The organism is Paenibacillus sp. PK4536 (assembly GCF_028594455.2).
Taxonomy (GTDB): domain Bacteria; phylum Bacillota; class Bacilli; order Paenibacillales; family Paenibacillaceae; genus Saccharibacillus; species Saccharibacillus nuruki.
Window position 1 is genome coordinate 3,678,592 of record NZ_CP126313.1, and the last position, 25,263, is coordinate 3,703,854.

22 protein-coding genes are annotated in these 25,263 nt (G+C 38.1%); 12 read left to right on the forward strand and 10 right to left on the reverse strand.

Annotated elements, in window-relative coordinates; genetic code table 11:
* Positions 1-51: 51 nt before the first annotated feature.
* From PO903_RS16305 to PO903_RS16325, 5 genes are all read right to left on the reverse strand, one after another.
* Positions 52-1,221, reverse strand: coding sequence for an ABC transporter permease (locus PO903_RS16305; protein WP_273593968.1), 1,170 nt, complete (start codon positions 1,219-1,221; stop codon positions 52-54).
* Complete coding sequence (locus PO903_RS16310; protein WP_137224280.1) at positions 1,218-1,913, reverse strand: ABC transporter ATP-binding protein; 696 nt, start codon at positions 1,911-1,913, stop codon at positions 1,218-1,220. The genes PO903_RS16305 and PO903_RS16310 overlap by 4 nt, the downstream gene beginning before the upstream one ends.
* On the reverse strand, positions 1,910-3,181 hold the full coding sequence (locus tag PO903_RS16315) for an efflux RND transporter periplasmic adaptor subunit (protein WP_069327576.1): 1,272 nt from the start codon (positions 3,179-3,181) through the stop codon (positions 1,910-1,912). Before PO903_RS16315 ends, PO903_RS16310 begins: the two co-directional genes overlap by 4 nt.
* An 11-nt stretch (positions 3,182-3,192) precedes the next feature.
* Positions 3,193-5,979: a hypothetical protein gene (locus tag PO903_RS16320; protein WP_273593969.1), complete on the reverse strand. Its 2,787-nt coding sequence runs from the start codon at positions 5,977-5,979 to the stop codon at positions 3,193-3,195.
* A gap of 131 nt (positions 5,980-6,110) precedes the next feature.
* Positions 6,111-6,689, reverse strand: a complete 579-nt coding sequence (locus PO903_RS16325; RefSeq protein ID WP_273593970.1) for a TetR/AcrR family transcriptional regulator — start codon at positions 6,687-6,689, stop codon at positions 6,111-6,113.
* A gap of 193 nt (positions 6,690-6,882) precedes the next feature.
* On the opposite strand from PO903_RS16325, the gene PO903_RS16330 reads away from it, so the two are divergent.
* The gene (locus tag PO903_RS16330) at positions 6,883-7,572 is read left to right on the forward strand and encodes an NAD(P)-dependent oxidoreductase (RefSeq protein WP_273593971.1); all 690 of its coding nucleotides are present in this window, start codon (positions 6,883-6,885) and stop codon (positions 7,570-7,572) included.
* Position 7,573: 1 nt separating this feature from the next.
* Here PO903_RS16330 and PO903_RS16335 read toward each other — a convergent pair whose 3' ends face one another.
* Complete coding sequence (locus PO903_RS16335; protein WP_273593972.1) at positions 7,574-8,473, reverse strand: LysR family transcriptional regulator; 900 nt, start codon at positions 8,471-8,473, stop codon at positions 7,574-7,576.
* A gap of 194 nt (positions 8,474-8,667) precedes the next feature.
* Between PO903_RS16335 and PO903_RS16340 the strand changes: the two genes are divergently transcribed.
* Positions 8,668-9,879, forward strand: coding sequence for a multidrug effflux MFS transporter (locus PO903_RS16340; protein ID WP_273593973.1), 1,212 nt, complete (start codon positions 8,668-8,670; stop codon positions 9,877-9,879).
* A gap of 69 nt (positions 9,880-9,948) precedes the next feature.
* On the opposite strand, the gene PO903_RS16345 is transcribed toward PO903_RS16340, so the two are convergent.
* Entirely contained in the window at positions 9,949-10,413 is a 465-nt protein-coding gene (locus PO903_RS16345; protein ID WP_273593974.1) for a hypothetical protein, read from the reverse strand.
* 335 nt (positions 10,414-10,748) lie between these two features.
* Between PO903_RS16345 and PO903_RS16350 the strand changes: the two genes are divergently transcribed.
* The 5 genes from PO903_RS16350 to PO903_RS16370 all read left to right on the forward strand — a co-directional run bounded on the left by PO903_RS16350 (position 10,749) and on the right by PO903_RS16370 (position 14,316).
* Entirely contained in the window at positions 10,749-11,450 is a 702-nt protein-coding gene (locus PO903_RS16350; RefSeq protein ID WP_273593975.1) for an SDR family NAD(P)-dependent oxidoreductase, read from the forward strand.
* A 295-nt stretch (positions 11,451-11,745) separates the two neighbouring features.
* Positions 11,746-12,192, forward strand: coding sequence for a MarR family winged helix-turn-helix transcriptional regulator (locus tag PO903_RS16355; RefSeq protein ID WP_137224302.1), 447 nt, complete (start codon positions 11,746-11,748; stop codon positions 12,190-12,192).
* A 203-nt stretch (positions 12,193-12,395) separates the two neighbouring features.
* A complete protein-coding gene (locus PO903_RS16360; protein ID WP_206665607.1) occupies positions 12,396-13,067 on the forward strand; it encodes an NAD(P)H-dependent oxidoreductase in 672 nt (223 codons plus the stop codon).
* Between the two features lie 247 nt (positions 13,068-13,314).
* Positions 13,315-13,893, forward strand: a complete 579-nt coding sequence (locus PO903_RS16365; RefSeq protein ID WP_502921649.1) for a Crp/Fnr family transcriptional regulator — start codon at positions 13,315-13,317, stop codon at positions 13,891-13,893.
* A gap of 78 nt (positions 13,894-13,971) precedes the next feature.
* Complete coding sequence (locus tag PO903_RS16370) at positions 13,972-14,316, forward strand: darcynin family protein (protein WP_137224308.1); 345 nt, start codon at positions 13,972-13,974, stop codon at positions 14,314-14,316.
* Positions 14,317-14,434: 118 nt separating this feature from the next.
* Here the strand turns inward: PO903_RS16370 and PO903_RS16375 are convergent, their stop codons facing one another.
* The 3 genes from PO903_RS16375 to PO903_RS16385 all read right to left on the reverse strand — a co-directional run bounded on the left by PO903_RS16375 (position 14,435) and on the right by PO903_RS16385 (position 17,900).
* A complete protein-coding gene (locus PO903_RS16375; RefSeq protein WP_273593976.1) occupies positions 14,435-16,957 on the reverse strand; it encodes an FAD-dependent oxidoreductase in 2,523 nt (840 codons plus the stop codon).
* Positions 16,954-17,268 (reverse strand): ArsR/SmtB family transcription factor, encoded by a 315-nt coding sequence (locus PO903_RS16380; RefSeq protein ID WP_273593977.1) that lies wholly within the window; start codon positions 17,266-17,268, stop codon positions 16,954-16,956. The genes PO903_RS16375 and PO903_RS16380 overlap by 4 nt, the downstream gene beginning before the upstream one ends.
* 164 nt (positions 17,269-17,432) lie before the next feature.
* Entirely contained in the window at positions 17,433-17,900 is a 468-nt protein-coding gene (locus PO903_RS16385; RefSeq protein WP_273593978.1) for an Lrp/AsnC family transcriptional regulator, read from the reverse strand.
* Between the two features lie 178 nt (positions 17,901-18,078).
* On the opposite strand from PO903_RS16385, the gene PO903_RS16390 reads away from it, so the two are divergent.
* The 5 genes from PO903_RS16390 to PO903_RS16410 all read left to right on the forward strand — a co-directional run bounded on the left by PO903_RS16390 (position 18,079) and on the right by PO903_RS16410 (position 25,027).
* Positions 18,079-18,840, forward strand: coding sequence for an MBL fold metallo-hydrolase (locus tag PO903_RS16390; protein WP_273593979.1), 762 nt, complete (start codon positions 18,079-18,081; stop codon positions 18,838-18,840).
* A 510-nt stretch (positions 18,841-19,350) separates the two neighbouring features.
* Positions 19,351-20,541, forward strand: a complete 1,191-nt coding sequence (locus tag PO903_RS16395) for a glycine C-acetyltransferase (protein WP_273593980.1) — start codon at positions 19,351-19,353, stop codon at positions 20,539-20,541.
* 37 nt (positions 20,542-20,578) lie between these two features.
* The gene (locus tag PO903_RS16400; RefSeq protein WP_273593981.1) at positions 20,579-21,538 is read left to right on the forward strand and encodes an L-threonine 3-dehydrogenase; all 960 of its coding nucleotides are present in this window, start codon (positions 20,579-20,581) and stop codon (positions 21,536-21,538) included.
* A gap of 698 nt (positions 21,539-22,236) precedes the next feature.
* Positions 22,237-23,244: a GTP pyrophosphokinase gene (locus PO903_RS16405; RefSeq protein WP_273593982.1), complete on the forward strand. Its 1,008-nt coding sequence runs from the start codon at positions 22,237-22,239 to the stop codon at positions 23,242-23,244.
* 793 nt (positions 23,245-24,037) lie between these two features.
* Positions 24,038-25,027 carry a hypothetical protein gene (locus PO903_RS16410; protein ID WP_273593983.1) on the forward strand — a complete coding sequence of 330 codons (990 nt, stop codon included), beginning with the start codon at positions 24,038-24,040 and terminating at the stop codon, positions 25,025-25,027.
* The last annotated feature ends 236 nt before the right edge of the window (positions 25,028-25,263 follow it).

Genomic DNA, 25,263 nt, shown 5'->3' on the forward strand with positions numbered 1-25,263 from the left:
ACCACGTACTCCTTTTAATGTGTATAAGTGATTACGGATGTATTGTAGCATTTAATCGGTACGTAGCGCATAAATAGGTCGTAATCGTGCAGCTTTATTGGCAGGAATAATCCCGAACAGTACACCGATCACAAATGAAAATACAAAAGAAATCGTCACCATATTCCACGCATATTGAATTGGGAATGGAGTGAACTTGCCAGCAATCCATACCAATCCAAGCCCTACACCGATACCCAGTAATCCGCCAAGAGTACTTAAAAATATCGATTCGATCATAAATTGGATCAGAATATTACTCTTTTTCGCCCCGATCGCTTTACGAATACCAATCTCACGAGTACGTTCATTTACCGATACGATCATAATATTCATAATCCCAATTCCACCCACAATCAGTGAAATACCGGCAATTCCTGCTAAAGATGCTGACATTAACGCATTGGTTTTTTCCATCGATTTGATCATTTCTTGAGCATCAAATATATCGTAAGCAGAAGAATCTTTGAATTTTTGTTCAAGGCTGTTAGCAAGCATGGCTTTGACCGTAGGAATATCTTGTTCAGTCACCGTTTTGACTTCAAACGTTTGAATACCTTTGGTCTGCAAAAAGCGTTCTGCTGTAGCCAGCGGGATCAGAATCTTCTCATCATTAGAACCCATCAAGCTAGTGCCTTTACTTTGTAACAAGCCCACAATTTTGAATGTTTCTCCATTAAGACGTATATCCTGACCGACTGGATTCTCACTGCCAAATAGAGTTGTTGCTGTAGAAGAACCAAGCACAGCTACTTTTTGCCGATATTGACTATCGATATTCAGAACGAATCGTCCCGATTGTACATGGAAATCTTTCACATGCTCATAGGCAGGGATAACACCTTCTAAGGATACATCGACATTGTTGTTACGGTGCTTGGCAGTGACATTACCTGAAAGGGTAGGAGAGACACCGGATACCCCTTTGATCTTGTTGTAGGCAATCACTTCATCATACGTAAGCGAACTGGTAACTCCTCGCCCCATAACATTCACCGAAAGTAAATTGGTTCCCATATCGCCAAATTGGTCACTAATCTGACCATTAAAGCTCATCCCCACAGACACGACCAGAATAACGGAGGATACTCCAATAATAATACCTAACATGGTCAAAAAAGAACGTATTTTATTACTAATCACACTGAGCAAAGCCATACGTACACTTTGAAAAAAGATCATTCAGGATTCCTCCGATCTTCAGTCAACACCCCATTTTGAATACGAATCACTCGCTTGGCTTGATCGGCAATATCTAGATCATGGGTAATCAGAATAATCGTATGACCTTGTTGATTCAGTGTTTTAATCATTTGCATCACTTCTTTACCTGTATGGGTATCGAGTGCACCTGTCGGTTCATCTGCCAGTAGCAAAGGAGGATCGCCGGCAAGAGCACGAGCAATCGCTACACGCTGTTGCTGACCACCCGATAACTGATTCGGGCGATGATACATCCGTTCATGCAATCCAACTTGCTCTAATGCCTGACTTGCTCTTTTTTTACGTTCACGATAAGACAATCCACGATAGATCAGAGGGAGTTCTACATTTTCGATTGCCGATAACTTGGGCAACAGGTTAAAACTTTGAAAAATAAACCCGATTTTCTCGTTACGAATTTTGGCAAGGCGATTATCCGATGTTTTGCGTACATTTTGCCCATCGAGTATATATTCTCCGCTGTTGGGCAGATCAAGGCATCCGATCATATTCATTAATGTTGATTTCCCTGATCCGGAAGGGCCGATAATCGCTACAAATTCACCGTGATTCACTGTCATCGAGATATCTTGTAAAATAGGCATTCGTTGTCCTGCCATCATATAGCCATGATTCATATGATTGATCTGTATCAGTGGCTCCTGACTCATGGTGTGCCACCGCCTGTAGAAGAACTATCGCTACTATTATCAGTCGTTGTATTGCTACTATCTGTTGACGTGTTGCTACTGCTATCTGTAGAAGAACTATCGGTCGAACTACTATCTGAAGTTGGGGTAGAACTGCTATCATCTGATCCACCCATATTAGACATCGTACTTGCTGATGAAGATGTACTCAGTCCACTCATATCACTGGATGGAATAACGACCAGATCTCCTTCTTTTAGACCACTTTTAATTTCAATTTGACTATCATCGTGAATACCGATACTTACTTTCTGCTCGGTAGTGGTATCTGGTTGTGCATTTTGCGTTCCAGCCGATACTCTAGCTTTTTGAACCACATATTGATTCCCTTGCTGAATCACCGACTCAATAGGCAACACAAGAATATTTTTTTTCTGTTCTACCAAAATCGTAGCTTGAGCTGACATTCCTGCTTTAATCTCACCTGGTTGATCAAGATGGATAGTTACACCAAAAGTAGAAACACCATTTTTGATCGCACCTTCATTCGCAATCATAGATACTTTGCCATGATACGTTTGATCAGGAATAGCATCGAGCTGAAGGGTAGCTTTTAATCCTTGATGAATTTTGAGAACGTCTAATTCGTCAACCTGAATCGTAGCGCTCAAATCTTGATAATCAATAATCGTAAATGCTTCTGCGCCACTACTTACAGCCCCACCTGGAGAAACGCTCATTTTGGTAATCGTGCCACTGATTGGAGACAGTAATGGAGCAGGAGCGGCTTGATCTTTTTGCAAACGTGCAATTTCGGTCTCTGTGACTGTGATATCGTCTTTTCCTTTTTCAATACCTAGACGAGCACTATCAAGTTCTGTAGGTGTAGCGTTGTTCATAACAAGCTGTTTGTACTGTTCTTGCTTATCTTGTAGATCGCTTTGTTGTTGCTTGAGTGTATTGGTCTGTTGGGTGATATCTTTAGCATTATCTTTGTTTTTATACGTGAATAAGACTTGCCCTTTTTGAACACGGGTATTGATCTTAGCATTAACCTGATTAATATTACCTTCATGATCCGCATAGACGACAGTCTGACTTGTTGGTTTAATTGACCCAGCACCTTTGATCAATACGGTAATTTCTCCTTTTTGTACAGGAATAGAAGGAGTGGGTTCAACGACTATTTCTTCTTGCGACTTCGGCCAGAGAACATAACCAGTAACCGCCGAAGCGGCTAAAACAATAATAATAGCTAGTGTAATCCAAATTCGTTTTTTACTATTCATAGGTTCCTCCGTTATTTAGCAGATGGATCTGTAGAGTGATTTGGTTTGGTGCTAGGACTTGGATCTGATGAATCCGGTGGACTCGTTGTCGGAGGTACACTTGGATTGGTTGTTGGATTATCGACAGGTGATGATGGCTGTGTATTTACGATATTTGCTGTGTAATCGATTCTGTAGCTCTGTGTACCGAGAAGGATGCGCTCTCCTTCAAATTCATCATACACATTGATTAAGAAGCGACCACCTTTCATTGTTTTGTATACATTGCTATTGAGTGTAGTGGAATAAGGGACTGATTTGCCTAGAGTTAAATCGGTTCCGGGTACCATCGTTTTCTCTTGCATTTGACCGGACGGATCAACCCACTGAATAATCAGATTATGCCCGTACGTACCCATATTGTAGGTGTTGTCTTTGCTAAAGTTATAGGTCATATTCAAAGCGATACTTTCCTGACCTTCTGCTAATGAACCTGTTGCACCTGTAATCGCAAAGCGGTACGGGAACAACTCCATCTCACTACTTACACTAGCCACAACCGGTGGAGTCTGTTTGTTAAGCCCCAGTTCAACTGCATTGATATATCCTGTCGGTGTTGTCGTTGCAGTAGACAGTTTGCCATCATTAATCGCTTCACCTAGATATAGTGTGAGTCCAGAGGTATTGATTGAAGTCGGTAATTTGCTCCATACAGTAATCAAGTTTTTACCATCCGGTCCGACCGATTTATCGGATTGATTCACTGTTGCTTCATAATATTCATTATTTGGTGTTTTGTAATAAGCAACGAGACGAGCAGGGGTCGAAGTACGCTTTTCTTCACTCTTCATTTCAAGTTCGGTATAAGCGATCTTTTGACTTGTGCCTTCATACATCATCGTACGTCGCTCTTTGATTTCTGCTTTTTTACCTGTAGTCTGGATATGGAAAGAAGCACCGGGAGCTATTTTGGCAATATTAGAATTAATCTGACCGACTTGAAGAGATAAAAATGGATTATCGCTATCCAGTGAATTAGTATTCGGATTCGTTGTATTGGCTGTAGTACTGTTTGTATCATTGTTGGCAGTATCTACCGTAGGATAAAGTTCAATTTTTAGTTGCGATAGATCCAGATCCGCACTGAAATGACTAACCAGATAGTAAACTTTGCTTTGTCCTGCATCTAGTGAGTTATCTGCTTGTTCCGCAATGATCTGCACAGGGCTACTGATTCGATTATTTTGTGCTTTGATCGATCCGCCCAGAGTAGGTAATGTAACCGAAGAAGTACCTGCATTACGTAGACGAATTTTGGCTACTACGATATCTTCAGCTGCCCATGGCATACGTTGGAACGATTCCAGAGTCACACCAAAGCTACCCACATTATTATCAAAAGTATATTCTGTTTGAGCCGATTGATTCTGCTCCTGACTGTAAGGAATCATATAAAAAGCAGTCGGTAAAATAATCGGACTTGATTCTTGGGTACGATCAGATACCTGCGTATTAGTCGTCGTATTGCTCGGAGTGGGGGCTGACGATTCTAACAACTGCAAAAGTAGTTGTTGCTGTTTTAATTGCGCTGGAATTTCAGCAGATAGTTGAATTTGCTTTTCTTGTAACGGTTTGAGTGCTAGATTGGTTAATGCTTTGGTATTAATTGGGAAGGTATATCCTTCAATTGTTTTTATCGATGCTTCATAAGTAGGTAAAAGGACAGCTTGATTGCCTATATTTTTGACTCTAAATTGCATCGTCCATACCGCTTTATCTCCGCTTGTAGAAATCGTCGCTTTTTTCAACTGCGTCTCAATCGTGATACCATCGACAGTTATTTTTCGAGATGCGGATGCAGGAACAGTTAGACTCGAAGGGCTTACTTTAGGTAGCTTAAACGCTACAATAGGTAGTTCGATATCCGTTGTCGTACTGGTAGTTGAAGTTTCACTTTTGGTATCCGTTTGAGCGGTATTGCTAGTGATCTGTAGCGACATATTGGTTGTGTTGAGATAAGCAGGGATAGCAACGATATAACCGACACTTTTGGTATCACCAGGTTGAATCGAGATATCACGGCTAGCGTAATCTAACTGCATTTCAAAATTAGAGCGATTAGACGATTGTAAATACGTATGGTACGGAGGACGATCTAATCCTTCTGTACTTAGATTGGTTACTTGTAAAGCTAGACGAGCATATAACTTATTATTAAAACGGACGATTTGTAACTGTTGTGGCTTGAGATTAAGTAGTAAATTACCGATCGTTACTTTTTTGCTTTTTCCTTGAGCTATCGCAGGCGAATATGTCGAAGGGATCGTAAATGTACCTAGCTTTTTCTCATAATTGGAACTATTGAAATCCCAACCATACATAATGATCTGACTGCTGGCTAAAGTATTGTCTTTTTTCATATCTACATAGTATGTGATCGCTTGAGTAGACTTTGGTGAAATCGTCACTTGATCTTTCTGATCGGGAATCGGTATTCCTTTGACGGGAGAAGTATGTGTTGTTTTCACTCTAGAAAAGCTATTCATTAATTTGTATGGACTGGATGTTTGGTTAGTATAGCTCAGTGTGTAGGTTAGAATGTTACCTGTATTTTTACTAGCTAATTGGATATCTGTTACTTTCACACTCACTCCAGATTGAAGCGAGATGGAAGAAAGGGCTTTTAACGAAGCGCTCGTAGAAGTGGTGCTCTGAGTAGTTGAAAGGTGCGTGGGAGCTGCAAGTACAGGGTTATTGATCGTCTGGCTTAGTGCAACCATGCCTGCGAGTACTACTAAATATGCAGGGTATTTCTTCATATCTTGTTCCTCCTGATCTTCATCATCCGTATAAAGGTTGAATTATAGATTGATCTTAGAGGATAAAGTTAAATTACACATAAACAAAAGCAAACTATTTCTGTACAGGAGTTAAATTAAATATAAACTTTTTATAAACTGGGAGATGGATATACATATAATTCAAAATGATGCTCAAGTAATAATCCCAATCGTTCAGCCATAAAAGAGGGAGGGTGAGGTTTCTTATTCTTGAGCCACCATTCCACTACACCTAGAATAGCCGCTCCTAAAAACTGAATATCTACATAATCGCCTTCTGTTAATTTTCGCCCTCCTTCTTCTATTATGCCTTGTTCTAATTCTTGAAGAAAAAAATCTAAGAATCGAGTACGAAAAAAAGAACTTCCTTTACTAGCTAGCATGGCAGAGAAGAATGAATACTGACTTTCAAAGTATTCGAACCATAATAATGCTGACTCCATATAAGTAGCATTCATGTCTTCTGTATTGCAAATTTCTTGCATCTCTTCAATATGTTCTTGAATCAGCTTATCTAACAAATCGAATTTGTCAGTATAATGCAAATAAATTGTTCTTCGGCTAACATCTGCTTGATCCGCAATATCTTGTATCGTAATCTGGTCAAACTTTTTGGCAATCATGAGGTCGATAATAGCTGATTTGATAGCTTTTTGCGATTTTCGTACTCTTCGATCGATCTGTATCATATCTGAAGCACCATCTTTCTTTATCTTAATGCACAGTTCTAAAAAGAATGTGAACTAATACACGGAAATTATATTTTTAATCATTGTAAATGCTGTAGTTCTCTTTACTATTATACATAGTTGTTCCTTAATGCACGAGTGTGCATTTTTGAACCGAATGTATTCATGTAATCACCTAAGGAGGAATATAGAAATGAAAGTTACCGTTATTGGAGCGACAGGAGCCACAGGTAAGAAAGTGGTAGAGCGTTTACTTGAATTAGATCATGAAGTTACCGCTGTCGCTCGTCGACCAGAAGTAATTGCACCTACCGAGCAACTCCATGTTTATCAGGGAGATGTGTACAATACATCTAGTATGATCCAAGCTATGATAGGTGCAGACGTAGTGATCAGTTGCATCGGCCCAACGACCAACTTCTCATCACGTCATCCGCTGTCCAAAGGGTTCTTGAATGTTCTTGCAGCCAATTTTTCACCGGGTACTGTGATGTCAGAAGGGATACCGAATATTTTATCTGCTTGTCAGCAGGCAGGGGTTCAACGTCTAGTGATGCAAAGCGGGATTAATTTGAGTAATGGAAAAGAACTTTCGGCTGTAAATCAGAGTGCAGTGCGTACTATGCGATTTATTTTCTCAAAAGCAATCAAAGACAAAACGATCGCTGAGCATGCAGTAATCGAAAGTGAGCTGGATTGGGTAATTGTACGTCCTTCTGTACTGAGTCATACCGCTAACTCTATAACATATACAGCAGGCCCCTTAACACGTATTGCGCCACTTCGTCCTTTATCCTTTGTAGACTGCGCAGACTGTCTTGTTCGAGCAGCAACCAGTGAGCCATCATGGATCAAAAAGATCATTAATGTTGGGCAATCATAACCTAAGTATTCTTTCCATAGCTAGCCTGAATTTCTTTTAAAAATGTATCTGCCGCTGTTGAAAAGATCTGATCTTTTTTCCAAACCATCACTAAACCCGTTTCCAGTCGGGGTTCAAGTGGTTTGAAGCAAAGTGGACTCTCGCTAGACGTATTCACAATCTTGTCTAACATTAAGGCGTATCCAATGCCTTCTTCTACCATAATGGCGGCATTGTAAGCAAGATTATACGTAGTCACAATATTCAATGTATCAAATAGACCCCCAAACCAATCTACAAATTCATTTTGGGTAAACGATTGCTTGATGACTTGCCTTGAGCAGATCAACGGTAAGTCTATCAGATCGGTTGGTTGGATCGTTTTTTTCTGAGCAAGCGGGCTATCTTTACGCATAACGACGCCCCAGACATCGGTAGCAGGGATATGGATGTAATTATATTTAGATATATTGACCGGTTGAATCAAAATGCCAAAATCAAGTAATCCTTTATCTAATCGTTGGGTTACATCTTCCGCATTTCCACTATAGAGGTGGTACTTGATATCAGGATAGTTCAACTGTAATTGCTTAACTCCTCGTGCAATCTGCTTCATAGCTTCTGTTTCTCCACCACCAATATACACATCACCACGTACTGTTTCTTTCATAGATTGAAATTCAGCTTCTAGTTTATCGACCATTTCTATAATTTCTTCTGCTCTTTTTCGGAGTAATATACCTTCATCTGTCAGAATCACATGATGGCTACTACGCACAAATAGTGCTTTGCCTAATTGCTGTTCCAAATCTTTCAATTGTCTGGATAACGTAGGTTGTGTCATATGTAATGATGCCGCCGCCCCTGTAATACTTCCTTCTCTTGCAATAGCCAAAAAATAACGTAACACTCTGATCTCCATACCTATTCCTCCTTTGTATATTTACATAATTAGAAATGCTTAATAAGCATATCATAGTATAAGATATGAGTATTTGCTATATATATTGAGGTTGCTACAATAAATAGCAGAGAACGAACACAGAATATTCTTAGCCGGCTAAAGCATATTCATATCATTTCAAAAATCAATCTATGTATCACTAGGAGAAAAAAATGAAAGTCACTACTAAACAGAATACATTTGGATTTGCATTGTTGTTAGCTTCATTTTCTGCATTGGGGCCATTTACTGTAGATATGTATCTATCGTCTCTACCCGAAATTATGAGCTATTTTCAAACCAATACATCGATGATTCAAACGACATTAACCGCTAGTTTATTAGGTTTGGGAATCGGTCAGTTGGTGATGGGGCCTTTGAGTGATATCTATGGACGACGTTATCCTTTATTAATTTCGATGATTCTCTATTTTATTTTTTCAATCGCTTGTGCTTTTGCGCCTAATATTGAACTGTTTATCGGTATTCGATTTGTTCAAGGGTTTGTAGCTTCGGCAGGGCTTGTTATTTCTCGTGCAATTGTACGGGATCTCTATAATGGATCAGAATTAACTAAATTCATTTCACTGTTAACGATGATTAGCAATGTTGCTCCACTTATATCACCGCTCGCTGGCAGTGGAGTGATCGCATATACTTCATGGAATCATATATTTATCGTTTTGGGGCTGTTGGGTATTGCACTTACGTTGTTAACGATATGGGGGATAACCGAGACTTTACCTGCTTCAAAGCGTGTAGCTGGTCATTTTGGACAAGTGATTGGAAATTATAAAGAATTATTTCGTGATCGGTTATTTATGAGTTATGCACTGGGGAATGGGATTTTGTTTGCCGGAGTATTTGCTTATGTATCAGCAACTCCGTTTATTTATCAGAATATTTATGGAGTTTCGCCTATGGTATTTTCGATTCTATTTGCACTAAATGGAGTAGCGATTATGTTAGGATCGCAATTGGTAAAGTATCTGGCAGGGCATATGGCGGAACGGCGCATTTTTGCGATTGGATTGATGTCTGCTTTTGTAGCCAGTGCCGTTATTCTTGTGATGACGTTATCTTACGGATCGTTGATCGGATTAGTCATCGCTCTGTTTTGGTTTGGCTTTTCGATTGGATTGATAGGGCCTGTGTCATTCTCTTTGGCTATGGAATCGCAAGGTCATATCGCTGGAAGTGCTTCAGCTGTACTGGGTGTGTTACCTTTTTTATTAGGTTCATTTACTTCTCCACTGGTAGGACTTTCTGGAGAATATTCTGCCCAGCCATTCGGAATCGTTATTTTTATAGTGAGCTTATTATCTCTGATATGCTATAAAGGTTTAAATTCTGCATCTACAAGCAAAGTCATCAATAACCAGTAAAAAACAGAAAAAAATAAAGCGTGGAAGAGCAGACAATTATCTGCTTCCACGCTTTTGTTATATTACCAATTAAGACCAGCGATCAAACCAGTGAATATCGGTAATGATATCTTGCTCTAATGGAATACCATACGTTTCGTTGATCCATTTCAAGCTATTCAATTTATTTTTGACTACTTCTGCTTCTTCAGGAGACAACTGCTTATCCATGACTTTGATTACTATAAATTCACTCCAAAAATCATAAAAAATAACAGGTGCTCCTATAGCTTCTTCAACAGCTTGGAAAAAACGTCCACGAGGTTCGCTATCACCTGCCATAATTGTATCCATAAAGTCGATAGAGAAACGGATACTATGATAGTTCACTGATGCTTGAGCAGAAGAAGATTGCAACGATTGGGCTTGATCGCCTGTTGTTGCTGGACTTGATACCACTTGAGATTGATCAATATCTGCCGCAGATACCGATGTCATCGGGAGAATAGAAGCGAATAACGTAGCAGATAATAATACAGATGATAATTTTTTCATTATAAAACCTCCAGTATAAGTGTAGTTGAATTACGCAAGTCAGATCATAAAGCCATGTTCAAAGTAGTTACAACCTTTCAAACGTAAAATAGAGTTAGTATGTACTCAATTCCCCCCTTTATTTATTAATACATAGATGTTGGAATTACAAATAAATTATATAATAATTTCTTTTTCATTAATATACCTTAATTGTTAAATTATTCTTTTTATATTATAAAATAAAAAGTACTTGCTATCCTATAAAACATATTATAAACTGTTGATACATCAATCGTTGATTAATCAACAGTTTTTATTTTGATGCACATGAGATGTGAAAAAGGAGAATAAACATGAACAAAACCGCATTAGTGACAGGAGCCAATAAAGGCATTGGATTTGAAATTGCCAAACATTTATTACAAGCAGGGTACCATGTTCTGGTTGGCGCACGAGATCAGGAACGTGGAGAAACAGCTGTTCATACGCTTAAAGCATTTGGTGATGCAGAGTTGTTATTGATCGATGTCGCTGATCTGCAAAGTATTGATCAAGCTGTCGCAACGATTAATGATAACTATCCACAATTAAGTCTGCTGGTAAACAATGCCGGTATTTCAGGGGATATGCATAAAGTGGGCTGGGAATTTGAAGTGGAAGAACTTGTGACTACGCATCAAGTGGATTTTATCGGCCCATTTGCACTTTCTAAAGGATTATTACCTTTGTTAATTGCAAATAAAGGTACCATTCAAAATATCAGTATTCCTATTGAGCCATTATCATTCTTTAATGCCTTTGCTTATCAGACAGCAAAAGCTCCTTTGAATGTGATGACTAAATCATGGGGAATGAGTTTTGAGAAAGAAAATATATCGGTCGAAATTTTCGCTGTTATGCCAGGAGCCGTATCTACGGATCTAAATGGCAATATGACAGGAGATTTTGTGAAAACAACTGCTCAAGCTGCTGAGATTATCGTTAATTATGTATTAGATGATGAGAATCACAATGGACAGGTGATCAATTACGATGGGACGTTATCTGTATACTGATCTAGCTAGACCTATATTTTATAAAGATAGAACACGTACTTTTAAAAAAAAACCTCTTTCTTAGCTAAAGAAAGAGGTTTTTATCTATAGAGAAGTGCATTAGTAAGTAAACAAGCTGTTTATAGTGAATTTACATACCTTTTAAAGGGTTATTATGTAGCTGTATTCTACATTTTTTTCGTATATATAAGCATAACGATCAAGTGCTGATTTACTTGTAAAAAAGGAATTTAAGTTGTATATTGTCTAATACACTGTCTACCTGTAGTCAGCAAATATAATGATGAAAGATGGGATGGTTTTGAGGAAAGATTGGTCAGAAGAAAGTGCGTTGTTATACCAAATGTATCGTGTAAACAATGCCATCAATACTACATTCGATGCTTATATTAGTATCAGCCAATCTCGCTTTGAAATACTTGCCTTACTATATCAGGAAACTGAAATTAGCCAAAGTGATTTACAAAAAAAAGTGACGATTGATAAAGCAGCTGTTGCGAGGCATTTGAGACAGCTTGAAGATAACAAGATAGTCTCACGAAGACGCAAAGATGGAGATAATCGTATTATTTTAGTGCAATTAACTGACTATGGTAAAGAAGTTATTGAAACTTCGCAAACAGAGAAAGAGCATTTTGCAAGTGAACTATTAACCAATATCAGTGAGACCGAATTTAATACGCTCAAAAAAGTATTAGACCAGTTAGATAAAAATGTGAAGCACATGAAAGACAATGCATAAGAGGATATATCTAATAAGTAAGGCATACGATTAGATACTAATATACAGATAAATATGGATAAAAAGTCGGTCTATACTGATCGACTTTTTTATCTTTTTGTAAAAAGAAAGATTAATTCTTGCTATTCAGGAGCTTTTATCATATATTTGTTGATACATCAACGTTGATATGTCAACAAATATAATTCCGGAGGAATAATCCTATGAATATGATCAAAGATAAAAAGAATGAACTTTTAAGTGCTTATCAATTTAGACATGCATGTAAAAACTTTAACACTGACTTAAAAATTTCAGATGATGATTTTCAGTTCATTTTAGAAACAGCACGATTATCTCCAAGTTCCTTTGGTTTGGAACCGTGGAAATTTGTTGTAGTGCAAGAGAAAGCACTTCGTGACCAGTTAAAACCTATTGCAGGTGGTGCTCAAAGGCAGATACCGACTTCAAGTCATTTGGTTTTTATTTTAGCAAAAAGAGCAAGTGAGTTAACTTTCGATTCTGAGTATGTCACTCATATGATGAGCAATATTCAACAAATGCCAGAAGAAGTCGTAACATTTGTTTCAAGCATGTATAAAATGTTCACAGAAGTTGAATTAGAAAATAATGCTCAATGGATTCACGAGTGGGCATGCAAACAAAGTTATATTGCAATGGCAAACATGATGACAGCCGCCGCTCATATTGGTATTGATTCTTGTCCAATTGAAGGAATTGATAGAGAAAAAGTAACTTCTTTATTTCACGATGAAGGCATTATAGATAAAAATGAATTTGGGGTTGCTTGTCTTGTTGCTTTTGGTTATCGCACAGAAGATCCAAAGCGTTCCAAAACAAGACAATCGTTAGAAGACATTGTGGTATGGAAATAAATTATTTTTTTGTCAAAAGACGCGCTTGATCTTGATGATGCAACCAGAGAAGGACAGAATATGCTGAAAAAGTAGCGTGTTATTCTAGTCATGTTAATCGGTATCGTAGTTATATGTACGGCTGCATTATGGGCAAATGATCTATACCGTACTTCATTTAGGAGCGCTAATATAGCGCTCTTTTATGTATATGATTACAATAATGCTATATAAGGTATGTCATTTACTGAAGAAAGAGGAAATTACGATGCAACAACATTACTTAACACTACAAGCTATGGCTGATCAAGCTTCAATATCTTCTACAGAATGGGAATGGTTTGTTCATGCTACAAGTGTGAGGTCTATTCCTAGTGGAGTGACAATTGTTCAATCGGATGAACCTGTACAGCATGCTTATTTTTGCACACAAGGATTGTTTCGCTTGTATTACATATTACCGGATGGACGAGAATACAATGTTGCTTTTACGTTAGAAAATGATTTTGCAACCTCTTATGGAGCTATGATCACTGGATCAACTTCGAAATATACGATTCAGGCTATAGAAGATTCTATTGTCATCGAGATTCCATATTCTACTTTACAAAACCTTATGGATCGAAGCCATAATTGGGAACGATTTGTTAGAACAGCTATAGAACGACTTTATATCCGTAAAGAAGAACGTGAACGAGAATTATTATATCTATCAGCGTTAGAACGCTATCACGCTTTTTTAGTAAAATATCCAGGACTTGAGCAAAGGATACCTCAATATCATATCGCTTCTTACTTAGGCATCTCACCTGTTTCACTTAGCCGAATCCTGCATGAGAATCATTAACCTATGTTAATGCAGTTTGAAATCTTGCACGTTAGACTGGGGATATAGCAACTATTACTTAGATGAGGTGAAAGAAGTATGCGACAAATGATGATTGTTTTACTGGAGTTTTATCCTTCTTGGTTAGCCTTACCACGAGAAGAGCGCCGAGAACATGCAGCAGGGTTGCAAGAAATTATCAATAAGTATCGTTCATCCACAACAGTACGTTTTTTTGATGCGGAAGCTTTACCGGGGAAAGAGTATACCGATTTTGTCGTCTGTGAGACCGAAGATATCAAGCAGTATCATTATATGTGGGAAGAAATTCGAGATTCTGAGACATACACCAAAGGATATATGAAAATAAAAGATGTGATTATGGGCTTGGAAAATGCTTTTCAATCTTATGAGCAAGAAGCATTACAAATGCATTCGGAATAACAACATCATTTTGTATGAAATGTGCTTATTTATGATTGATCTATAGCATAGGATTAAATAAAAAAGGAGTGCCTCTCCATGAGCACTCCTTTTTACGTTTACTGCAATTTTATTCCATTTATATAAAAAGATTATGATTCGCTTGCGAAGCTTCTCCCAAATAGTAACCAACGCCAACACTTTTAACATGATCCATTAACTCATCGCGGTGAATGCCCATTAGATCCATCGACATCTGGCAAGCGACCATTTCTACCCCTTGATCGACAGCACCCTGTATCAGTTCTTCTAGAGAAGGAACATTATGATGCTTCATTAGACCACGAATCATTTTAGGACCTGCACCCAACATGTTCATTTGAGATAAACGTAGCTTACGACTACTACGAGGAAGCATCATATCGAACATACGACCGATCATTGATTTGGATATCGGTTGTGGCGATTGTTTACGAATAACAGTCAATCCCCAGAACGTGAAGAACATTGTGACTTTACGTCCACTTGCAGCTGCACCATTAGCAATAATCAAAGAAGCAATCGCTTTGTCCAGATCACCACTAAAGACAACCATGGTACTCGCAGGATCGGCTTCTAAAGCATGTGCATTTACAAGTTCAGGATTAGGTTGTACTATATTTTTACTGACCACAGCTTCAATCACACCACTGTTACCACGCTCTAACTTGAGTAGACTCGAGCGAGACATTGTAGCCCATGCTTGGATATCTTCGTAAAATCCGGGATCAGAAGCTTGTATACGCAATGTCTGTCCATCGGGCAATTGATCCATCGATTTTTTCACTTGCATTAAAGGTCCCGGACAACTCAGACCACGTACATCGAGTTCAGCATCTATATGCATAGGTTGGATAGACTTCTGTTCATTGTTAGACGATGTATTTGTGTCTACAGTCCATGTTTGTACATTGTCTTCTTTCTTGTGGCTATTATTGTTGTCTGATTTTTCGGATGAAAAAGGAGTTGGCTGGAATTGAGCTATACGGTATGTTTTATAACCACCACTCAAGTTCTTCACATTGAACCCATATTGTCGCAAAATCTGTGAAGCTGTATAACCACGTAGTCCAACCTGACAGTACACCCAGATTTCTTTAGACATATCCAGTTCGCTAAGTCGTTGACGAAGTTCATCGACCGGAATAGACAATGAGCCGGGAATATGTCCATTATTATGTTCCAGTTCACTACGTACATCGAGCAGAATCGTCTGATCAGGGCGACGTTCTGGTAATTGATCATAGGTAAAGACCTGTACACGTCCAGAAACTATATTTTCAGCTGCATAACCAACCATATTGACCGGATCTTTAGCCGAAGAATAGGGCGGAGCATAACTTAATTCAAGTTCTGCCAGATCATGAATAGACCCTCTGAAATGAATAGCTGTAGCGATATCGTCGATGCGTTTGTCTACCCCTTCATAACCGATCGCTTGAGCGCCCAAAATGGTACCTTCCGGCGTAAATAGCAACTTGAGTGTAATGGCACTAGCACCGGGATAGTAAGAAGCATGGGAAGAAGGATGAACAATAACACTGTGATAGTTTATCCCAAGACGTTTTAACGTTTTCTCGTTACTCCCCGTAGAAGCAGCAGTCAATTCAAATATTTTAATAACCGATGTGCCCATGGTTCCTTTATACGTAGAATTCAATCCAGCAATCCGATCAGCAACAATACGACCTTGTTTATTGGCAGGGCCTGCGAGCGGAATCGTTGTCTGATTTCCATGAATATAGTCTTTAACCTCAATAGCATCTCCAACAGCATAGATATCTGGCAAGCTACTTTCAAGCGCTTCATTTACAAGGATATGTCCACGTGCTCCAAGAGCAATACCGCTGCTTTGTAAAAAGGTAGTATCTGGCGTAACTCCGATAGCAAGAATCACTAGATCAGCATGTTGATTTTGCCCACTTTCAAGTTCAACCCCGATACCTGACTGATGGGAATGAAAGCCTATAACCCGTTGCTTGAACATTAGCTTCACACCGTGTTGCTCCATTTCCTGTGCCAGTAACACTGCCAATTCAGGATCGTACGGAGCCAGTAGCTGTGCATTACTTTCAATCATGGTTACATCTAGACCTGCTTCGCGCAAGTTCTCTGCCATTTCTACACCGATAAATCCTCCACCGACGACAATAGCAGATTGTGTATCTTCAGCAGTAACTTTTTCTTTGATACGCTCAATATCCGTTACATTGCGCACCGTATAAAGGAGTGGATGATCATTGCCCGGTAGATTTGGAATAAAAGGACGAGCACCCGGTGAGAGAATCAACTTATCATAACTTTCCTCATATAATCCTTTTTCAAGACTTTGGATCTGGATCGTACGTGTATGTGGATGAATAGCAACCACTTCGCTTTGTGTCCGCACATCGATTTGAAAGCGATCTGCCATTCCTTTTGGCGTTTGTACAAGCAAACGTTCACGATCAGTAATAGAACCCCCAATATAGTAAGGTAAACCACAGTTCGCAAAAGAAATATGAGGTCCTTTTTCAAACATAATAATCTCGGCGTGCTCGTCAAGTCGGCGTAAACGTGCCGCAGCCGATGCTCCTCCAGCGACACCGCCAACAATCAATACTTTTTGACTTTTTGGACTCATGACTCGCAATCTTCCTCTCCAAATAAAATATGGACGATCTGTTCAATTCGTGGATCTGCAAGCAGATAGTTCACTTCTAGTCCGCTCCGCTCTGTTGTGACAATGCCTGTACTGCGAAGCTTCTGTAAATGTTGCGAAATCGTCGATTGTGGAATATCCAGACATTCTTGCATATATGAAACGTTACATTTACGTTTGCGTATCAGTCCACGCACGATACATAAGCGAATAGGGTGAGATAAAGCTTTTAATAGATTGGCAGGTTCATCAAATTGTTTTAGATCTTTTACATCAAAAGCAGTAGCGTCCATATGAATTCTCCTTATATCGTTATATTAGAATAATACGATATAAGGAATGAGTAGTCAAATGTAGTTTGAAAAGAGAGATTAGGATGATAGAGAGAGGTTGTCATTGGATATGAGATAATCAATAAAAAGGAGCCCATTGTTGCAGGCTCCTTTTTGTATAAAGATTATAAATAAGAGTTACTTTTATTTTTTAATATGGCTGTTAATGAATCGCTTTGTTTAACTTTTTGGATCGATAAATTCAAACTGTAATTGCCATGGACAAGTAACGCATCCAGAAAATCATTTAACTGGTCTTGCGAACTGACTTTCAATGTTAAATGATAACAACCTTCGCCAGAAATGCGATGTGCTTCGATAACTTCATCCCGTTCATCAATAAAATGTATAAAAGATTTGTGATTGGCACTATTCATCGTAATAATAACAAACGCTGTATAAGCAAGACCCAGCTGGAGTTCATCCACAATCAAAGAATAGGAGTGGATCACGCCGTTATCTTCAAGCTTTTTGATCCTATTGCCAACCGCTTGTCCGGTCATATGAATCTGTTCTCCAAGATCTTTCCAAGGAATACGTGAGTTTTCTGCTAATATTCGAAGGATCTGATAATCCGTGTGATCAAGTTGCATATAGAAATCCTTTCATCTTGAAATGATTTATTACGAAATGGTTTCGTCAGGTTGTTTTCCGAAATCCAAATAACCTTTATCATTTGATTATACGCTAAAAGTTGTACAGAAATGAAATACCTATTTCTACAAATTTTAATATGTACTTATCGTATCTAAATAAAAGGAGTCTTATAAAATGAATATTCAATTAATCCGTAATGCTACTCTTATCGTTCAATATGCAGGTAAGAAATTTCTGGTCGATCCATTTTTATCTGAAAAGGGCACACTTCCTGCTTTTCCTAATGCCGCTAGAGAAGATCAAAAAAATCCTCTAGTCGCTTTACCTCTTTCAATCGAGGAAATAATTAGCGAGGTAGACGCAGTAATTGTCACGCACTTGCATATCGATCACTGGGATGATGCAGCTAAAGAAGCTCTACCGAAAGCAATAAAGCTTTTTACACAAAACGAAGAAGATGCTCAAGAAATCCAAAGCGCTGGTTTTACAAATGTTGAAGTGTTACAAACAGATACCGTATACGAAGGTATTCAATTAATCAAAACAAAAGGCGAGCACGGACGTGGAGAAATTCTGAATATGGCAGGCAAAGTATGCGGTGTAGTATTCAAGCATCCCACTGAAAAAACGTTATATGTCGCTGGAGATACGGTCTGGTATGAAGAAGTTCAACAGACTATTCAGACGCATCAACCCGAAATCATTGTAGTGAACGGTGGAGATAACCAGTTTATGCAAGGCGGTTCACTGGTTATGAACGAGGAAGACATTTACAATGTATATCAAGCTACTCCAAAGTCTCAAATTATCTCTGTTCATATGGAAGCCGTGAATCATTGGAATCTCTCAAGAGAAGATCTAAGAAACTTTGCTATTAAAAAAGGAATGTCTGCTAACGTTCATGTACCTAATGATGGTGAATCGTATACGTTCTGAGGCAATTCTGAGAGTGTATCGTCTAACTAATAATCAATCTAAAAATAAGAGTATCCCTTGCGGATTGCTCTTATTTTTGTTTATTAAGCTAAATATACAGTTCACAGTCGCAAGGTAGGTTGATCGTATAAGTACCACCAATCATAGTATTTATTGATAATTTAAGAGTTTATGGGCAATCATACCCAATCATGTATTCGAGTTACTGATGAGTGATAAAGCACTTTGGATCACTGGATATACGATTCATGTGAATGATGTGGTTAACTGAGGATTTAGGGTTTTAACGTTAGAGATTAGATGATCATTCTTATACTGGAGTTACAAGATTATTTAAAAAAAGTGCTTCTTTCTGATGAGAGGGGTGTGTATACGATATGTCCTTCATGTGTGTACAAAAAACAAAAAAGATGATACATTGAAATCAGCATAATACATGTATTGTAAGCGTTTACTAAGCAAAATATTGTCTCTTGGAAAAGGACGTTTGTATGTTAGGGAGGGAATGCAATGTCGAGTCAAGCATTAGAACAATTTTTGACTGTGAATATCGAGGATCTAAAGACGAAAGGTCTATATAACGTCATTGACACGCTACAGGGTGCGAATGGGCCTGTTATTCAGATTGATGGAAAGTCTCTGATCAATTTATCTTCCAATAACTATTTAGGACTCGCAACCGATCAGCGCCTGATTGATGCTTCAGTAAAGGCGGCGCAGACATACGGTGCTGGCGCAGGAGCTGTGCGAACCATCAATGGTACGATGGATCTGCATATTGAGCTTGAAGATAAGCTTGCGCATTTCAAAAAGACAGAAGCTGTTATCGTGTATCAATCGGGATTTAATTGTAATATGGCTGCAATATCTGCGGTAATGGATCAGTATGATGCGATTCTATCAGATGAGCTGAATCATGCTTCAATTATTGATGGCTGTCGCTTATCGAGAGCCAAGGTGATTCGATATAAGCATTCAGATATGGATGATCTAAGGCAAAAGACGAAAGAAGCTACAGAATCAGGACAATATCATAAAATTATGGTCATCACCGATGGCGTGTTCTCTATGGATGGTGATATAGCTAAGCTACCCGAAATCGCAAAAATAGCCGAAGAATTCGATCTGATTACGTATGTGGATGATGCCCATGGCTCGGGGGTTCTAGGAGCAGGTGCAGGAACCGTCAAGCATTTCGGATTATCCGACCACATTGATTTTCAAATCGGTACGTTATCCAAAGCGATCGGCGTTGTTGGCGGTTATGTCGCTGGTAAGAAACAACTGATCGAATGGTTGAAGCTGAGAAGCCGTCCATTCTTATTCTCGACCTCACTACCACCGGCTGCAATCGCTGCTTGTAGCACATCAGTTGATATTTTGATGAGTGATACAGAACTGATTGAGAGGCTATGGGCGAATAGCAAGGAGTTAAAGCATGGCTTGAGTCAGCTTGGATATGATGTAGGTCAAAGCGAAACGCCGATCACCCCTTGTATCATCGGCGATGAAGTGACTACTCAGCAGTTCAGCAAGCGGCTTTATGAAGAAGGTGTCTATGCCAAGGCCATCGTATTCCCAACTGTTCCAAAAGGAACTGGCAGAATACGTAATATGCCAACGGCTGTCCATACGAAGGAAATGCTAGATCAGGTGATCTCTGTTTATGAGAAAGTCGGTAAGGAAATGAATCTGATCTAGATGCATACGTGGGAGTCTACTTCGGGAGGAATGTCTGATGAAAAAGATATTGGTAACGGGAGCACTCGGTCAGATCGGTTCAGAGTTAGTGATGAAGTTACGTGAGCTATATGGTTCGGATCACATTATTGCTACAGATCTCAAGTCATCTACCCACGAAATCACTCGCTCTGGACCATTCGAGCTGCTAGATGTGACGAATGATAAGGCAATGTTCGAAATCGCCAAGCGATATGAAGTCGATACTGTCATTCATTTGGCTGCATTGCTGTCAGCAACGGCAGAGGAGAAGCCTTTGCTTGCCTGGAATCTGAATATGGGCGGATTGATGAATGCACTTGAGGTATCTAGAGAGCTCGGCTGCCAATTCTTCACACCTAGCTCGATCGGAGTTTTTGGTCCTTCGACTCCAAGAGATAATACCCCGCAGGATACCATCCAGAGACCAAATACGATGTACGGTGTGAATAAGGTATCGGGTGAACTGCTGTGTGATTATTATTTTCATAAATATGGTCTGGATACAAGAGGATTACGCTTCCCCGGCTTAATTTCTTATATGACACCTCCCGGTGGAGGAACAACCGATTATGCAGTAGAAATATATTACGCAGCCGTGACGGCTGGAAGGTATACATCATATATTGCGAAGGATTCGAATATGGACATGATGTATATGCCAGATGCGCTAGACGCTATCATTGATTTAATGGAAGCGGATTCATGTCGGTTAGTACATCGGAACTCATTTAATGTCACCGCAATGAGTGTTGACCCAGAGGCAATCGCTGAGGCGATTCGAGAGGAGATTCCTGGCTTCGTCCTTGATTATAATGTGGACCCCAAGAGACAAGCGATCGCAGATAGTTGGCCGCATTCTATTGATGCAACGGCAGCTGCAAGAGAATGGGGATTTCATGCTCGCTATGACTTGAAGGCGATAACGAAGGATATGCTGTCCAAGCTGAGTGAGAGATATATACTTCGTAAGGCTTAGAGCTTTGTGAAGTACATGTTCTAATCTAAGGTGTTAAGAAAATGTTCGGTGTCTTCGAAAATGATCTGTTGTTTGGGCTTAATGTCAGAATATAAGCAGAGTTGGGATAGACAATGTATGTTTTGCTAGGGTTGGAAAATTTCTCGTAAATCATAGTGGCGTGATCATTTTCATGGTTCAATCCTTTCTAGTTTGCTGGTTCTATTTGATCATATTTCAGAAATGCTTTGAAGTGGATATGATGATTGTATACGTAACGATCAGTGCCGAAAGAATCAGGGCCTTGGGATGGGCATCCATCTTAGGGTCCTTTTTTATACGGAAATGCGTTTCCCAAAATTTCCATATGATGATAATATGAGGAGACAAGCAAGATGAGGATTGAGCTGATTTATTACGATCCGCGCAAAAAGCGTTTGAAAAAGCGCTTCCGAATAGGGAACTCTAAAAAAAGTGAGTATTCATTCGCTGAGACATTTCTTTGTGACGCATTTGTTGGAGAATAGGATTGATCTGAGTTATATTCAGAGTTCGCTCGATCGAATGGAGGGCGCTGATGAATGGAAATAGGGGCAGGTTTGTGAGTACTGCAGTAGGAGTAGATATTGAGAAGTTCGGGAATACCGCATCGAAGATGATATAAAGGAAGTTCAGGAATAAGAATTTATACGAATTCTTAGAATGAAAGGAATAATAAAATGGAAAACAAAGAAACCTTAAAACAAGAATTTTTGAAAGTTAATCCATTATATCAACGTCTATCGTTTAGCCTGATGGAATCTCTAAAATTTTTACTTAAAGAAAGTAATATTCCATATTTAGACGTATATTCAAGAGTTAAAGAGTTTGATTCATTTTTTGATAAGATAGATCGGAAAGAATATAAAAAACCTTTCGATCAAATTGAAGATATTTGTGGTTTGCGTATTGTTTGCTACTATCCTTCTGATATTTTACTAATTAAAAAAATAATAGCCGAAGAATTTGTCATTGTGAATTCAGAAGATAAGGTTGATCATCTCGAACCAGACAAATTTGGATATAGATCTTATCATTTTGTTGTAACTCTAAAACACGAATGGTTAAAAGTTCCTAATTACAGAGGATTAGAAGGTATAAAAGCTGAAATTCAAGTACGAACGATATTGATGCATGCTTGGGCAGATATCTCTCATAAGCTATCTTACAAAAAGAAAGAACATATTCCAGAGTTATTCCAAAGGAATTTATTTCAATTAAGTGCATTGTTTGAGATTGCAGACGATAGGTTTGAAATTCTTCGAGCTGAACGTGAAAAATATCGTAATGATATGATTAACAATGGACAATTTAATATTAATCAAGAACTTAATTTAGATAGTCTTCAAGCTTTTCTTGATTTTAATTTTGCGGATCGAGTCAAAGAAACCTATCAAACCATAGATTTATTGGATGAATTAATCCGCTACGAAGTTTCTTTAAAAAAATTGAATGAATCATACGTTAAAGTTAAGAAATTATTACCAGAATTTGAGCGGGAGGTTTTCCCTGAAGGCAATATGGATAGTCATATTGACGAAGAAGAACTTAGATGGAGTCAGTGTGGAGTCGTTAGAAATATACTGGATTTAACAAATGATCACTATTGGGAAGATAGATGTTCTGAGTTCCCACATAGCGTAATTGAATTAAAGAAAAAACAAAGAGATAGGTATTTGAATGTTTAAGCGATGAAGCGCAAGTAGTGTATAACATAATATTCAAGTAGCGGCTCCTTTGGAGCCTAGGTCTGCGAGATGGATTTCGGCAGACACCCCCTATGGGTCATGAATAGAGGAACGTTATATGAAATCATCACTAAAACTCAAATACAGAAAATGTTATTTAGGAGATGACAAAAATATGAACAATAAGTTTATTATTGCCATAGTCTGTGTCGTTTCTTGGTGTGAGATAAACAATTAACGCACAAACAAAGCAAAATATATTGATGAGTTCCCCAAGAAGGTTAAACTTAAAGGTGTAGCGCAGTATGAGCGTCCGTCAGATTATTTTGGTTTAATTTCAAGTACAGTCAATTCAGCTGCAGAATTAGGAAATAAAATTGAAGGCGCTCTTTATGAAAAAATGAAAGAAATCAGAGAACGAAAAGATAACTGTATTCTTAAATCAGCTAACGATCCATTAATTTCACTCGTAATTGCTGATGATGAGTTTGGAACAAACGCCAAAGTACCTTTAGAATCAATCAATTTTAGACGACAAGTAGAGGCTGAAATAACTTAAATAATTAATGATATTATATCGATTTTTGAAGATCAACTGATTAAAATGGAACAGAAATTCAAGCAATATATAAAGTGATTAGTTTAAAGCAATTCGAAGAAGGCGCAGACATTCTATAATATTCACGCTACGGGTATACGCCCTGGGTTCGGCATACGTCAGGTCGTGAATACAGGAACGTTAGTAAAATTAATTGTTTGGTTCTATTTTTGATCAAAGGAGCAGGGTTCAAAGATGAGTTTTAATTCAGAAAATATTCTTCCTGAAGGTACTTCATATAACAAATTAATAAATTTAATAAATTTGTTAGGTTATACAAAGAAAAGAAATCAATTTAAAATTCAAGGCGTATTGGGAAGTTATTTTTGGTATGAACATAAAAATTACAGATCATATGTTGGAGTAGAACTCGATATTTATAAAGAAAATAGTAATATTTTAGTTTATACCAGAACTAGAGCGGGAAGAAGTTATTGGGATTTAGAACATCAAAATAAAACTATTAAATATATAAAAGATTATTTCAAAGGGAGTTTCTCTACAGATGAAGGAAAAAATCGTTATTTTATAATTGATGAAAATGTGCCTACTGAGTTGGAAGCAGGACTCTTTATAGCTAGATGGGTTTATAATAATGCGCTTATTAAACCTAAAATATATTTAGATTCAAGAAATTTAAAAAGTGATATTTCAAGAGAAGAATACACAGGTATTTCATTTATAGACGAATTAAACCCAAGGTTTTTTTCTAATAATTTGTTGATACCTTACTTGGTAGCAACTTGGGAAGACTACTTGAAGAAATCGTTTATTGTACTATTAAAATATACAGATAATAGAGACAAGCTTTTTAAAGAGGCACGATTCTCGGTCAATAATCTAAAAGATATTTCTGCTGGCAATATCTCGATTGAGAAGGCTTTAGTTGAAAAGTTTTCATTCCAAAGACCACAAATAGTTGCAGAGAATTTTAAAAAGCTTGATGAAAAATTAGACATATTTACTGTCTTAAACAAGCCAATATCAAATAGAAAAAGTTCTCTTTTTAATTCTATTGAAGAAACCGTTGATCTAAGAAATACATTTGTTCATGAGGGAGGTATAGATGTAAGTATTAATGACAAAAAACTTAAAGTCATCATTAAAGATTTTGAAATTGCAGTAGATCGAATTTATGATAGATTTGGATCTTATTATAATTTTGAACCTAATAGAGACTTTTGATTCAAAGAACACAATTAACATTACCTCATATAATATTCACGCCTCCAAAATTCGTCCTCGGTCCGGCATTCGACAGACACCTGAAATGCGTCGGGTTGTGAATACAGGAACGTTATAGGAACATGAAATACTATGGAAGAACAAGGATAGATAAAGATCAAAGAAAACAAGAAGTCGATTCTATACTAATCTTGGATAGGAAGAACAAGGGTAAAGCGGATGCGAGGGAAATCTAT